General features: G+C 67.2%; 11 protein-coding genes. 6 read left to right on the forward strand and 5 right to left on the reverse strand.

The features are described 5' to 3' along the window. The first annotated feature begins 56 nt into the window (after positions 1 to 56). A complete protein-coding gene (locus SPHV1_RS07985) occupies positions 57 to 686 on the forward strand; it encodes a hypothetical protein (protein WP_054945505.1) in 630 nt (209 codons plus the stop codon). Between the two features lie 125 nt (positions 687 to 811). Here the strand turns inward: SPHV1_RS07985 and SPHV1_RS07990 are convergent, their stop codons facing one another. Then, a complete protein-coding gene (locus tag SPHV1_RS07990) occupies positions 812 to 2,548 on the reverse strand; it encodes a bifunctional diguanylate cyclase/phosphodiesterase (protein ID WP_054945506.1) in 1,737 nt (578 codons plus the stop codon). 156 nt (positions 2,549 to 2,704) lie between these two features. Then, positions 2,705 to 4,753 carry a protein-disulfide reductase DsbD gene (locus tag SPHV1_RS07995; RefSeq protein WP_054945507.1) on the reverse strand — a complete coding sequence of 683 codons (2,049 nt, stop codon included), beginning with the start codon at positions 4,751 to 4,753 and terminating at the stop codon, positions 2,705 to 2,707. 98 nt (positions 4,754 to 4,851) lie between these two features. On the opposite strand from SPHV1_RS07995, the gene SPHV1_RS08000 reads away from it, so the two are divergent. Beyond that, positions 4,852 to 6,537, forward strand: a complete 1,686-nt coding sequence (locus SPHV1_RS08000) for an alkaline phosphatase family protein (RefSeq protein WP_054945508.1) — start codon at positions 4,852 to 4,854, stop codon at positions 6,535 to 6,537. Continuing rightward, entirely contained in the window at positions 6,534 to 7,793 is a 1,260-nt protein-coding gene (locus SPHV1_RS08005) for a UbiH/UbiF/VisC/COQ6 family ubiquinone biosynthesis hydroxylase (protein WP_054945509.1), read from the forward strand. The genes SPHV1_RS08000 and SPHV1_RS08005 overlap by 4 nt, the downstream gene beginning before the upstream one ends. Positions 7,794 to 7,821: 28 nt before the next feature. On the opposite strand, the gene SPHV1_RS08010 is transcribed toward SPHV1_RS08005, so the two are convergent. Genes SPHV1_RS08010 through hemC form a run of 3 tightly spaced genes read right to left on the reverse strand, consistent with a single transcriptional unit; the run spans position 7,822 to position 10,438 of the window. Beyond that, complete coding sequence (locus SPHV1_RS08010) at positions 7,822 to 8,778, reverse strand: hypothetical protein (protein ID WP_054945510.1); 957 nt, start codon at positions 8,776 to 8,778, stop codon at positions 7,822 to 7,824. A gap of 14 nt (positions 8,779 to 8,792) precedes the next feature. Beyond that, entirely contained in the window at positions 8,793 to 9,491 is a 699-nt protein-coding gene (locus SPHV1_RS08015) for a uroporphyrinogen-III synthase (RefSeq protein WP_054945511.1), read from the reverse strand. Positions 9,492 to 9,499: 8 nt separating this feature from the next. Continuing rightward, positions 9,500 to 10,438: a hydroxymethylbilane synthase gene (hemC, locus tag SPHV1_RS08020; RefSeq protein ID WP_054945512.1), complete on the reverse strand. Its 939-nt coding sequence runs from the start codon at positions 10,436 to 10,438 to the stop codon at positions 9,500 to 9,502. Positions 10,439 to 10,482: 44 nt separating this feature from the next. On the opposite strand from hemC, the gene tsaD reads away from it, so the two are divergent. From tsaD to SPHV1_RS08035, 3 genes are read left to right on the forward strand one after another with little or no spacing between them, the layout of a single operon-like run. After that, entirely contained in the window at positions 10,483 to 11,535 is a 1,053-nt protein-coding gene (tsaD, locus tag SPHV1_RS08025) for a tRNA (adenosine(37)-N6)-threonylcarbamoyltransferase complex transferase subunit TsaD (protein WP_054945513.1), read from the forward strand. Further along, positions 11,532 to 12,530 carry an NAD(P)H-dependent glycerol-3-phosphate dehydrogenase gene (locus tag SPHV1_RS08030; protein ID WP_054945514.1) on the forward strand — a complete coding sequence of 333 codons (999 nt, stop codon included), beginning with the start codon at positions 11,532 to 11,534 and terminating at the stop codon, positions 12,528 to 12,530. The genes tsaD and SPHV1_RS08030 overlap by 4 nt, the downstream gene beginning before the upstream one ends. Next, positions 12,527 to 14,047: a lipopolysaccharide biosynthesis protein gene (locus SPHV1_RS08035; protein WP_054945515.1), complete on the forward strand. Its 1,521-nt coding sequence runs from the start codon at positions 12,527 to 12,529 to the stop codon at positions 14,045 to 14,047. The genes SPHV1_RS08030 and SPHV1_RS08035 overlap by 4 nt, the downstream gene beginning before the upstream one ends. Positions 14,048 to 14,154: the final 107 nt, after the last annotated feature.

Raw genomic sequence — 14,154 nt, forward strand, 5'->3', positions numbered from 1 at the left:
AGCGCGCTCGATGCGCCTCCTTTGTGTTGAACCGAAGAAGCCTTGGGAGATGCAACGTGATAACCATTACCCCGCTCGGGCTGGCGATAGGGCTGATCGTCCTTGCCGTGATTGTCGGCGCCGCCCTCATGTACATGCGCAAACGCCATAGCGATCATCTGCGCGACCGCTTCGGCGGTGAGTACGACCGCACCGTTCGCGAAGCCGGCAATGCGCATCGCGGCGAAACCATCCTGCACGAACGCGAAAAGCGCGTGGCCTCGTTCGACATCCGTCCGCTCTCCGAAGAAAGCCGGGCCCGTTACGTCGAAGCATGGCGCAAGGTGCAGGCCCGCTTTGTGGATTCCCCGGCCGATGCCGTGACCCGCGCTGACGTTCTGCTCGGCGAAGTCATGGAGGAGCGCGGCTATCCGGTCGTCGATTTCGAACAGCGTTCGGCGGACCTCTCCGTCGACCATGGCGACGTGGTGCAGAACTATCGCGCCGGTCATGCCATCGCCGAGCGTCGTTCGCGCGGCGAGGCGGGCACCGAGGACCTGCGTCAGGCCATGATTCACTATCGCGCCCTGTTCGACGATCTCGTCCATGAGCCGGTCGATAGCAGTCCGGTCATCGAGGGGCGCGACGGGCGCATCCATGACATGCGCAAGGATAGGACATTCAGCCGGGAGAAGCTTCACGACTGATCATATCGACAGCGCCGAATGCGTAGCCTTGCAGCCCAGCCGCGCGCGCTTCGGGCGATGGCCCGCGATCTGACGGCTGATGAGCGGCAGGCAGCAGGGCGCCACACATCGCCCCTGCCTGCCGCTCAGGCGGCAACCCGCACGTTGGATGACGGGTTGAGGCGGTTGAGCACCGCCGGAACCTGGGCCGCGGGAATGGCCTCGCAATGGAAATGGCCCTGGACGCGATCGCATCCCATGACCGTGAGCAGTTCCATCTGATCCGACGTCTCGACACCTTCCGCGGTTACCGAAATGCCCAGGCTGTGCGCGAGAGCGATCATGCCGTGGACGATCTTCTGGTCTCGGGTGTCGCTGGTCAGGTTGGTGATGAAGCTGCGGTCGATCTTCAAGCGGCTTATCGGCAGTTCCTTCAGATGCGTGAGCGAGGCAAAGCCGGTGCCGAAATCGTCGAAGGCGATTTCGACGCCTGCGTTCGACAGCGCATGAAGTTCGCGCCGGACGGTCTCCGATTGCTGTCCCAGGAACATGCCTTCCGTCACCTCGATGCCGATGCGTTCGGCACCGACGCCATGCCGGTCGAGCAGGGTCAGGAGGCGTGCCGCGAAGTGCGGGGCGTCGAAGTCGGCGGTCGTCGTGTTGTATTTCACTTGCGCGAACGGAATGCCTGCATCGATCCAGGCGCGGGTCTGCATGATCACCGCTTCCTGCACGAACGTGCCGATTTCCGCGCAGAGCTGGCGCGATTCGAAAACCTCCTCGAAGACGCCGGGTGCGATCAGGCCGAGCACCGGATGATGCCAGCGCAGCAGGGCCTCGAACGATGGCAGGCCGCTTTCATGCAGGCCGACGATGGGCTGGTAGAACAGTTCGAACTGTCCGGCAGTAAGGCCTGCGTGCGCCTGTTCCTGGATCAGAACGCGGCGCCGCGTGCGCTCCAGCATTTCCGGCTTGAAGCGGACACAGCGGTTCCGGCCCACGCGCTTGGCCGAATAGAGCGCGACGTCGGCGCAATTGATCAACTCGGCCGTGCACTGGCCGTCCTTTGGATAGACCGAAAGGCCGATGCTTGCCGTCGCAAGCAGGAAAGCCGGTCCGATCTGGACGGGAGCCCTGACCGCTTCCTGCAACTGTTCGACAATGTCCGCCAGCGGCGCGCTGTCGGGCGTGCGCTTCAGGACAATGGCGACCTCGTCGCCGCCGGGCCTTGCGATCAGCGCCTCGCTGCCCAGCACGGTGCGCAGGCGATAGGCCATGGTCTTGAGGAACTGGTCACCGGCATCGTGCCCGCTGACGTCGTTGATGTCCTTGAAGTTGTCGATGTCGAGCATCAGCAGCGCCAACCCGTGCCGGTGCAGTTGCGCCTCGCTCAGGAGCTGGGCGAAGCGATGCTGGAAGCCGAGGCGGTTCTGCAACCCGGTGAGCGCATCGGTGACGGCCATCTCGCGCATGCGCTGCTCGGCGTTCTTCTGTTCGGTGATGTCGAAGCGACAGGAAACGAAGCGGCAGACCTCCCCCGCCTCGTCGAGTTCGGGGAAGATCGTCGTCGAGACCCAGTAGAGCGAGCCGTCCTTTGCCCGGTTGCAGATTTCCCCGCGCCAGATCTCGCCGGCGCAGATCGTTTTGAACATGGTCTTGAAGAAGCCGCGGTCATGATGGCCGCTGTTGAGGATGCGGTGGTTGGCGCCGACGAGTTCGTCGTGACCGTAGCCGCTGATCTCGCAGAACCGGTCGTTTGCATAGAGGATGCGCCCGGCACGGTCGGTCACCGCGACGATCAGGACATCGTCGACGGCCTCGATCCAGAACGAGCCGGCCTGCTGGCCATGATCCTGCAAACTGTTGACTGCGGGTGATCCCATCCGGCGGCGTCCCGAATCGCGGTTCCAATTCGTCTCCTGATAACGATAACGCGGCTAACGGTTTTGCGTTGGGCGGCTAGGGGACTCACCGCTGGCAAAGATGAATCCGCGTCAATATCTCGCCGAGGAGCGGGAGCTGCCGCAAACGCGGCAGGATCAGCGGCCCGCTTTCTCCGCAAGCAGTGCAGGGGTCAGCACCTGGGGCAGCTTTTCGGGTGCGCGGCCCGGTGCGTACCAGACATAGAGCGGAACGCCGGCAGCCCCCTGGGCGGTGAGGTAGCGGGTGATTTCCGGATCGCGCCGGGTCCAGTCACCGCGCAGTACCACCACGCCTGCCTTTTCGAAGGCGGCCCGGGTGTCCTCGCGCTCGATCGCGACTTCCTCGTTGACCTTGCAGGTCAGGCACCAGTCCGCCGTCATGTAGACGAAGACCGGATGGCCCGAAGCGCGGGCCTGCGCCAGCGCTTCCTCGCTGAACGGCGCAGTCTTCAGGATGCTGTCGACATGCGCGGCGTTCGGTCCCGGCTGGGGCAGGATGGCAAGGCCCGCGATGGCAGCGAAGGCCGCGAGCAGTGCCGCTGGCGTAGCGCTGCGTCCCCGGCGCTGGGCCATGCCCGCGCCGGCGAGGGCGGCAAGGACGATGCCCGTGAACAGCAGCGCGCCGAGCAGGAACCATTCGCCGCCGATCTTCCATGCCAGCCAGGCGAGGGCCAGGGCGGTGAGGCCCATCGGCACGGCCATGATCAGGCGGAAGCGGCGCATCCATGCCCCCGGCTTGGGCAGGCGGCGGCGCAAGGCCGGGATGAAGGCGACGGCGATGAAGGGCAGGGCGATGCCGAGGCCCAGCGTTGCGAAGAGCGCCAGCGCAGGCACGACCGGCAGCAGCAGCGCCGCGCCCATCGCGCTTGCCATGAACGGCCCGGTGCAGGGCGTCGCAACGAAGGCGGCGAGCAGGCCGGTGGCAAAGGCGCCCTGCGTATAGCTGCGCGGGCTGCCGCCGGCCACGAACCCGGGAACGGCGAATTCGAACAGGCCGAGCAGGTTGGCGGTGATCGCACTTGCCAGCAGCAGCAGGCCGACGACGACCAGCGGTTCCTGCAACTGGAAGGCCCAGCCCACTTCCTCGCCCGCCGCGCGCAGCACCAGGAGAACGCCGCCAAGGGCCAGGCAGGCGACGATGACGCCGGCGGCATAGGCCAGCCCTTCGATTCGCGCATGGGCCTCGCTCTCTCCGGCACGGGCGAGGCTGAGCGCCTTGAGGCTGAGGATCGGGAAGACGCAGGGCATGACGTTGAGCAGCAAGCCGCCCGCCAGCGCGGCCAGCAGCAGCCAGGGCAGGGCGGGCAGCACCGGTGCATCGCCGGTCGCGATCGTTTCCCCGCCCGTTGGCACTGCACCCGGCCTTGCAGTGAAGGAAATGCCATTGCCGGCCCGGTCGAACTTGAGCACGCCTTCGATCGTTGTCGGTCTCTGCGGGTCGAAGCCGACGCGCGGGATCGTCACCAGCAGCAGGTCGCCCTTGCGCGCGAAGACTTGCGGCGCGGCGTAGTCGACCACCTTGTCCTGCGCGATGAACACGTGCGGTTCGCCAAGGTCGACCGAGGCCGGAAGCGGGATTGCCAGACGCAGGGCCTTGTCGGAAAGCGCCATGTTGACCGGTGCGTCGAGCGGGGCGGGCAGGCGGCGGGTCCATTCGGCAAAGCGCGCCGGATCCTGTCCGGGGCCGCCGACAACCACTTCGGTGCCAAGGTCGGCACGTTCGGGCACGCAGATCTGGTCGGTGCAGGCCAGCCACTGCGCCTTGACGCGCACCGACAGGCGGCTGTCCGGCCGCGCGTTGGCAGGCAGGGTCAGCGGAACGAGAACCGCATAGTCGCTTTCGTAGACATGGTTCATCAGCCCGGAGACGATCAGTGTATGCGGCACCGGGTACTGCGGCTGGCCGACTTTCGCGCCGGAGGGCAGGGCCCAGTCGAGCTGCATGCCAAGGCCGGCGTCGCCCGGATTGGTCCAGTAGCCGTGCCAGCCCTTTTCAGGCTTCATGTCTATCGCGAGGGTGACCTGCCCGCCGCCCGGGGCAGGCGGCCCGGCTACCAGCTGCGCAGCGATATGGTTCGGCGCCGCCGATACCGTTGCCGGGAGCAGGAACAGGGCCAGCAGGTGACACATGACTGCCACAAACAGGCGATAGCGGCGCGTATCCATGAAGCTCCCGTGCATCCCGCGGCCTTGCGAAACATATTCGCTCCGGCCAAAGTTGCATTGCCTGCATTGCGCTGACTTTTCAAGGAACCTCCCCCCTTATGCCCTTCGCCTCGCGCCTTTGCCTCGCACCGCTCGTTCTTGCCGGTTTCGCAGCTCTTTCAGCGCCCGCATTCGCCGAAGAAGCGCCGTCCCCGCAGGCGCCTGCAGCCGAGGCAGCGCAGGAAAAGCCGAAGCTGATCGTGGCCATCGCGGTCGACCAGTTTTCCGCCGACCTGTTTGCCCAGTATCGTGAGCATTACAGCCACGGCCTCGGCCGTCTGCTGAAAGGCGCGGTATTCCCTTCCGGATTCCAGTCGCATGCCGCTACCGAGACGTGCCCCGGGCATTCGACGCTGCTGACCGGCGTTCACCCGGCGCGGACCGGCATCATCGCCAATAACTGGTATGTCCCGGGCATCGGCCGCGAGGACAAGCAGGTCTATTGCGCCGAAGACGAAAACAATCCGCAGAGCACTTCGGACGATCCTGTCGTCTCCCCCGATCACCTCAAGGCGCCGACGCTGGGCGACCTGATGAAGCAGCGTAACCCGGCCGCGCTCAATGTCGCGGTTTCGGCCAAGGACCGCGCCGTCGTGATGATGAGCGGGCACACCGCCGATGCCGCCTACTGGTTCAAGGGCAAGGGCTTTACCAGCTATGCCGACCGCAAGCTGTCCCCTGCCGCCGAGGCCGAGAATGCCGCGCTGGCGCAGACGGTAGGGGCAGGGGGCGGGGACCTGCCGGTGCCCGGCTGGTGCGGCGCGGTGGATCGCGCATTGCCGCTCGGTGGGTTTTCGATCGGCACCTATCGCTTCCCGCTCAAGTCGGGCGATTTCAAGGGCTTCAGCCTCAGTCCCCGGATGGACGCGGCGACCACCGACATGGCCGTGCGCCTTGTCGACGAGATGGGCCTTGGCAAGGACGACGTGACCGACGTTCTTTCCGTCAGCTATTCGGCGACCGACAAGGTCGGCCATGCCTATGGCACCGAGGGCGTCGAGATGTGCATCCAGATGGCGCAGCTCGACCAGACCATCGGCACCCTGCTCGATGCGCTCGATGCGCGCGGGATCGATTACCTGGTCGTGCTTTCGGCCGACCACGGCGGTATCGACGCGCCCGAGCGCCTGCGCGAGCAGGGCGTGCCCGATGCAGCGCGCCTCGATCCTTCGCTGACCGGCAAGGCGCTGTCGCAGGCGGTGTCGCAGGACACCGGGATCACAGCGAAGTCGGGCCCGCTTCTTTACGGTGCAGGCGGTTCGGGCGACATCTGGCTGGCCGACGGCCTGAGCAAGAAGCAGCGCCAGAAGGTGATCGCGGCGCTGGTCGCGCGGCTCAAGGCCAATCCGCAGATCGCGGCGGTCTATACCGCCGACGAGCTCAAGGCGGTCAAGGTCCCCAGCGGCAACCCGCAGGACTGGTCGATGATCGAGCGCGTTGCGGCTTCCTACAATCCCGATCACTCGGGCGAGGTCCTGATGATGACCGGACGCGCCGTCGTGCCGGGCACCGAGCCGCGCCCGGGTTATACCGCCACGCACGGCAGCCCCTGGGACTACGACCGCCGCGTGCCGATGCTGTTCTGGCGCCGGGGCACGGTGACCATGGAGCAGCCGCAGCCGGTGGAGACGGTCGACATCGCTCCGACGCTCGCCGCGCAGATCGGTCTGGTCGAACCGGCGGGTACGTGGGACGGCAGGTGTCTCGACATCGACGCTTCAGAGGCCGATAGCTGCTCGCGATGAGCGAATCGAAGACGACCACGCAGCAGGCGGCGATCCCCGAACCGGGGGAGCGCCGCGACCTGATCATCCTTGGCGGCGGCCTTGTCGGCATGACGCTGGCACTGGCGGCCGCCCGCTCGGGCATCACCAGCCACGTCATCGACCGGGCCGATCCCGCGGACCTGACCGCGGTCGGCGCCGATGGCCGCGCCTCGGCGATCTCGACTGCGAGCTGGAACCTGTTTCGCAACATCGGCATCGCCGACAGCCTCGATGCGCTGGGCTGCCCGATCGATTCCATCGCGGTCACCGACGGCATGAAGCCGGGCCGGATCGATTTCACGCCCAAGCCCGACGAAGGTTCGCTGGGCCGCATGTTCGCCAACCGCGACTTGCGCATCGCGCTGTTCGACGCGGCGCGGCAGGAACCCAACATCGCTTGGCATGTAAAGACCGAGGCGGTGCGGCGCGATCGCGGGCCCCACGGGGTCGAAGTCGAGCTATCCGACGGCCGCGTGCTCAAGGCCAGCCTGCTCGTCGCGGCGGAGGGCCGCCAGTCGCCCACCCGCGACGAAGCCGGATTTGCGCTCGCCAAGTGGGACTACAAGCACCGCGCTTTCGTGACCGGGCTGTTTCATGACAAGCCGCACGACAATACCGCGTGGGAGATCTTCTATCCCGCCGGTCCCTTTGCGCTGCTGCCGCTGCTCGACGACGGGGAGGGCCGCCATCGCAGTGCGCTGGTCTGGACCGTTGCCGAAAAGGACGCTGCCGGGATCGCCGCCATGCCCGATGCGATGTTCGTCAACGAAGTCGCCTCGCGCATGCATGGCGTGCTGGGCGCGATTTCGCTTTCCGCGCCGCGCATGTCCTATCCGCTGCGTTTCCACCATGCAGGGCACGTGATCGACGATCGTCTCGCGGTGATCGGTGACGCCGCGCATGGCATGCATCCGATCGCCGGGCAGGGCCTCAACCTGGGGCTGCGCGATGTCGGCGCACTTGTCGAAGTGCTGACCGAAGGGATGCGCCTCGGCCTCGAGCCGGGCGATGCGCAGCTCTTGGCCCGCTACGAAAAGTGGCGCAGCCTCGATGCCTTCATGGTCATGTCGGTGACTGACGGGCTGACCCGCCTGTTTGGCATTCCGGGCCGCCTTCCCAGCGCAGCGCGCCGCCTCGGCATGGGCGCGGTGCAGCGCATGCCCACGCTCAAGCGCTTCTTTATGGACGAGGCGCGGGGTATGTCGGGCAAGCTGCCCGCGCTGCTGCAGGGATAAGGACGCAGGCCCGGCCGTCGCGCCGGGCTCAGTTGACCGGCAATTCCATCGGTTGATCCGCTTCGTCGATGCCGGGCACGGGGCCCGGCGCGGCCGGCGTTGCCAGCGGACTGGGCTGATCGACCTTGTGGCCTTCGGCATCCTGCAGCCGGCGCGGTTCGAGCATGGCCGTGGTTTCCAGCAGGTCGAGCGCGCGCTGGACTTCCTCGTAACGGCGGGCGTCGGCGATCCAGCGGTCGGCGGCTTCCGCGCCCGGCAGGCGTTCCACTTCGGAGACTGCGCTGCCAATGCGCTTGGCGGTGAGCATGACGCTGGCGCGTTCGATGCGTGCCGACGGGCTCATCAGTGCTGCCGAATCGCGGTGGACCTTGAACATCCCGGCCAGTTCGGTGCGGGCACGGTCCCACAGGCTCATGTCGCCACCGGTCGCGCTCAGTTCAGGCGAAAGCGCCTCGAGGCGCGCGCGCAATTCGTCGATTGTGACGGGGTTCTTCGAGAAATCGATCACCGTCTGCACCGCGCGCGGCTGGGCATTGGCGAAACGCAGGCGCAGCTGGTCGGCGACGTAGCTGAGCGGCTCGCCACGGTCGACCATTCGGCGCGCGGCAAAGGCGATCAGCAGGCCCTCGGCCCTTGCGGCATTGCCCGAAGCGGCGTCGGTCTGGAAATCGATGCGGGAAAGCCGGTCCTCCAGCAGCGCCAAGCGCCCCTCGATCGATCCGATTGTGGCAAGCTGCTTGGCAGTGGGCTGCGAAGGCTGCTCAGGGGTCTCGGGGACGGGGCTTTCGGTATCCGGCTCGGCAATCGCAGCCGGCTCTTCGGTCGGTGCCTCGACCGGCTGCAGCTTGTCGAGATAGCCGCGCGATCCTGCCCAGGCGACCAGCAGGGCGCCCAGCAGGAAGGCGAGCAAAGCCACGAAGATCACCCCGCTGCGCGAGCGCGGGCGGGTCTGGGTTGCAGAAGATATCGCTGAATTGTCCTGCATCGAGCCTTTTTCGGTTATGGGACCCTGTTTGCAGTGTCTTGGCACATCTGCGAGGCCAAGACCAGTAAGGCGGCATCGCTCGGTTCATCGGCGCTGCGCAGCGCGGCCCAGCCATCGCCGGCACGCGCGGCCACGCGGGGGCCGATGGCGGCAAGCGAAACGTGTCTGCGATCGATTCCCGATGCTTCGACCGATTGCGCGAAGTGCGCGGCCGCCTCGCCGGAATGAAGCAGGACGACGCAGGGCGCGCTCAGAAGATGCTTCAGGTCAGCCGGGAGGGGCAGGACTTCACTGGCATATACCTCGCGCGTGGTCATCGTCACGCCGGGGGGCAGCGAGAGCGCGACCCGTTCGCGTCCGGCGAGCCTGAGCAGCCGGCGGTGCGCCGGTGCCAGGTTGGCGAGGACGCGCTGCAGGCCGCCCTTGCCGGTGGCCACCACGTCAAGGCCGGCGGCTCTGGCCGCAGCGGCCGTCTTTTCGCCCACCGCATAGGCGGGATGCCCGCGGTAAGCTTCCAGCGCCGCGCCGCCATGGCGCAGGGCATTGGCGCTGCCGAGCAGGATCGCGTCGATTTCCGATGCGGGAACCGGCTCCCATGCCAGCGGGCGGACCGCGAAGAGGGGATAGCAGCGCGCATCGAGGCCCAAGGCATGGGCTGCAACTTCGGTGGCGCCGGCGCCCGGTTCGGGCCGAATGATGACGAGAGGGGTCATCGCCCCGCTCAGGCCGGTCCGTCGAAATGGGCGGCGATGGCCGGAACCGCGCGGGAAAGAAGGTCCGCGCCCAGTCTGGCGGGGGCGTCGAGGTCGTCTTTGCCGAACCGGATCTCGCCTTCCACCTTCTCGGCGCCGTCGGGGCTGAACAGCGCGCCGCGCAGCACGATCCGGTCTCCTTCGAGCCGGGTCAGCACGGCGATCGGACTGTGGCAGTTGCCGCCGAGCGAGGCGAGCAGCGCGCGCTCGGCCATCACTGCGGCGCGGCTGGGCGCGTCGTCGATGGCCGAGAGGATCTGGAGGGTGCGCACATCGTCGGCGCGGCATTCGATCAGGATGGCGGCCTGTCCCGGCGCCGGGAGCCATTCATCCTCGGCCAGCGGGTGGCCGGTTCCGGTCTGGCCCAGGCGTTCGAGCCCGGCAGCGGCGAGGAACGTCGCATCGGCTTCCCCCGCGGCCAGCTTGGCAAGCCGCGTGGCGACATTGCCGCGGAAGGTGATGACCGAGCAGTCCGGGCGGGCGTGAAGGAGCTGCGCGGCGCGGCGCGGGGCGCTGGTGCCGACCACGGCGCCGGGCGGCAGGGCATGGATGCTGTCCGCCCCGATCAGGACGTCGCGCACGTCCGCGCGCGGCAGCACCGCGCAGATCGCAAAGGTGTCGGGCCGGATCGTCTCCACGTCCTTGGCCGAATGCACTGCGAAATCGATCTCTCCGGCGGCGAGCCAGGCGTCGAGTTCCTTGGTCCAGAGCGCCTTGCCGCCGATATCGGCGAGGGCGCGGTCCTGGATGCGATCCCCGCTGGCGGTAACCGCGACGATCTCTATATGCGCGGGATCGATTCCATGGGCTGCGGCCAGCCGATCGCGCGCTTCCTCGGCCTGGGCCATGGCGAGCGGTGAACGGCGTGTGCCGAGGCGGAGTTTCATGTCTTGTTTATCGTGTGCCATCGGCGGGTTGTGCTACCCGGCATTGTCGTTCAGGGAAAGTCGCGATGAGGACAGTTCTCGGGATAGAATCTTCCTGCGATGAAACGGCTGCCGCGCTCGTGACCGACGGGCGCGTCATTCTTGCGCAGCGCATCGCGTCGCAGGACGAGGTGCACCGCCCCTATGGGGGTGTCGTGCCCGAGATCGCCGCGCGCGCCCATGCCGAACGCCTTGCCCCGCTCATCGAAGCCACGCTGGCCGATGCCGGCATGAAGCTGGAAGATGTCGATGCGATTGCCGCCACTGCCGGACCCGGCCTGATCGGCGGCGTGATGGTCGGCCTTGTCACCGCCAAGGCGCTGGCCATGGCGACCGACAAACCGCTCATTGCCATCAACCACCTGGAAGGCCATGCCCTTTCGCCGCGCCTTGCCGACGAGGCCCTGGCCTATCCCTATCTGCTGCTGCTGGTTTCGGGCGGCCATTGCCAGATCCTGGCGGTGGAAGGCGTCGGGCGGTTCCGCCGCCTGGCCACGACCATCGACGATGCACTGGGCGAGGCTTTCGACAAGACCGCCAAGCTGCTGGGCCTGGGCTATCCGGGTGGTCCTGCGGTCGAGCGGCTGGCCGCGCAGGGCGATGCGAAGAAAGTGCCCCTGCCGCGCCCGCTGGTGGGATCTGCCGAGCCGCACTTCTCCTTCGCGGGACTCAAGAGTGCGGTGATGCGCGCCAAGCACGCGCTCGATGCTGCGGCGGACCCGGACTATACCGATGCGGATATCGCCGCCTCGTTCCAGCAGGCCGCGATCGACTGCCTGATCGACCGCACGCGGCGCGCGCTCAAGGGCGTGGGCGAGATGAACGCGCTGGTCGTTGCCGGTGGGGTCGCTGCGAACAAGGCGATCCGCGGTGCGCTGGAAGCCCTTGCAGAAGATCATGGCCTGCCATTCGTCGCGCCGCCGCTGGGCCTGTGCACGGACAATGCGGCGATGATCGCCTGGGCGGGTGTCGAGCGTCTTGCGCTGGGGCAGTCGGATCCGCTGGATACGGCCGCGCGCCCGCGCTGGCCGCTCGATCCCAATGCAGAAGCCGTTCGCGGTGCGGGAGTGAAGGCATGACGTGCAAGGTTGGGGTCATCGGCGCAGGCGCCTGGGGCACGGCCCTGGCGCAGTCGCTGGCGAGCGACGGCAGCGACGTGCTGCTCTGGGCGCGCGAGAGCGAAGTCGTGGCGGACATCAACGCGCAGCACCGCAACAGCGTGTTCCTGCCGAGCGCGAGTCTGGCTCCGACGATCCGCGCCACCGGCGACCTGGGCGAGATGGCGGGGCTGTCGGCATTGTTGCTGGTCGTGCCCGCGCAGTTCCTCGCCTCCGTCATTGCCCAATTGCCCAAGGGCGAACATGACCTCGTCCTGTGTGCGAAGGGGATCGAGGCCGGGACCGGGCGGCTGATGTCCGATGTGGCCGCCGTGGCTGCGCCGGATGCGCAGTTGGCCGTGCTGTCGGGCCCCACGTTCGCGCATGAGGTCGCCGCCGGGTTGCCGACCGCGGTGACGCTCGCCTGCGCGGGCGGGGAAGCGCAATGGGACCGCCTTGCGCCGCTGATCGTGCGCCACACCCTGCGGCCCTATTATTCCGACGACGTTATCGGCGCCGAGATCGGCGGCGCGGTGAAGAACGTGCTCGCCATTGCGTGCGGCGTCGTCGAGGGGCTCAACCTCGGCCAGAATGCCCGCGCGGCGCTGATCGCGCGCGGCTATGCCGAGATGCTGCGTTTCGGCACAGCGCGCGGCGCGCGGGCAGAGACGCTGGCCGGCCTTTGCGGCCTCGGCGATCTGGTGCTGACCTGCAATTCCACCTCCAGCCGCAACTTCTCGCTCGGTCTTGCGATCGGGCAGGGACAGTCGGCGGCTGCAGCCCTATCGGGCAAGAACAGCGTTGCCGAAGGCGCGGCCACCGCTCCGGTCCTTGCCGAACTGGCCGCGCGCGAGGGGATCGACATGCCGATCGTGCAGGCCGTGTGCAGCTTGCTGAAGGGCGATGCACCTGCCGCTACAGTGGTTGAAGACATGCTCGCACGGCCGCTGCGCGCAGAGCAGGAAGCCAGTACTTGAGCGAGACTTCCGGCAGCGCCCAGGGCGCGCCCGGTTCCGGCGACCGGGATGACATTGCAGCGCTGGCCAAGGGCGGGCGGACGAACTTCTTCGGGTTCTTCCTGCGCCTCGCCGCGCGCATACCGTTTCTTTTCATCGCCGGCCGTGCTGCGGTCTACGGTCCGGCGGCGCTGGGTCGCTTCGCCTCCGCACTGGTGGTGATCGAACTTTGCGCGATGATCTGCACGATGGGCGAGAAGCGCGGCCTGGCGCAGCGTCTCTCCGATACCGAGGGCGAGGTCCATCCCGCCAATGTCGTGGCCGATGGCATGATCCTGGCGATTCTCGCCTCGTGCGCAGGGGCACTGATCCTCTGGTTCGTGCCCGCGCTGACGTTCCCGGGCGGCAAGTACACCGAGATCGACCGGCTGATGGTGATTGCCATCCCGCCGCTGACCCTGACCGAGATCTGGCTGGCGGCGCTGGCCTATCGCCTGCGGATCAGCCCTACGGTATGGTCGCGCGCCATCGTCGAACCCTGGACGATCTCGATCATGGCCGGCGCAATGATCTGGATTGCGCCCGAAAGCGGCCTTTCGCTGGCCTATATCGCCTCGATCTTCGCAGCGGCGATCACCGCCTTCATTCCCTTCATCCGCGAATACGGCCTGCCGTATCACTGGCGGCCCAAGGTCGGGCAGATGCGTCGTCTCGCGGTACGCTCGATGCCGATTGCGCTGGCCGACACCATCGAGTGGGGCACGCGCCGCGTCGATATCTTCATGCTCGGTTTCCTTGCACCGCCCGCCGCGGTCGGCGTCTATTACGCCGCCCAGCAGGTCGCGAGCCTGCCGCAGAAGCTCAAGACCAGCTTCGAGCCGGTGCTGGGGCCGGTCATCACCCGCAACCTGAAGGAAAGGGACTACGGGGCGATTGCCCGGCAGGTCTGCCAGGTGGGCTTCTGGATCACCGCCGCACAGGCCGGCATTGCGCTTGCCCTCGGCATTCCGGGTGAAGGCGTCATGGGTCTGGTCGGGCGTGAGTTCGTCGGCGGTACCGGCGCTCTGGCCTTCCTGCTGGCTGCGGAAGTCGTCGCGGCAACCGCGGTCGTCAGCGAGGCGGCGCTGATCTACGTCGCCCGGGTCAAGAACCTCGTGGTCTCGGTCGTCACCATCGGCCTGCAGGCGGCCCTGACGCTCGCGGGCATCATGCTGATGCAGCACTACGGCTACAATTCGCTGTTCCAGGCGGCGGCCGCGGCGATTGCACTGATGCTGGCGCTTGGGTTCGCCTCGGTCGTCAAGTCGCTCATGCTGGCAAAGCATCTTGGCGAGAAGATCAACAACTGGCGCTGGGCGCTGGTCTGGGCGGCCGCCCCGGCGGTCGTCATCGGCTTCCTTGCGACCCAGTACCTGCCGGAATGGGCGGAACTGCTGTTCGGCATCCCGGCGATCCTCGGCTCGTACCTCTACGTCATCTGGAAGAAGGCCTTCGGTCCGGAGGATCGCAAGCTGTTCCAGAAGACCAAGGCGGCCTGAATCCGATTAAGTCCCTGTAATCGGTTCGTCGCGCACCAATAACATTCAGTCGCGATTAACCCGCGCTGGGCCCTTCTTGATCTCGGGAAAGAATCCGAGAGGAGGGA

The sequence above is a fragment of the Novosphingobium sp. KN65.2 genome (assembly GCF_001368935.1).
GTDB lineage: Bacteria > Pseudomonadota > Alphaproteobacteria > Sphingomonadales > Sphingomonadaceae > Novosphingobium > Novosphingobium mathurense.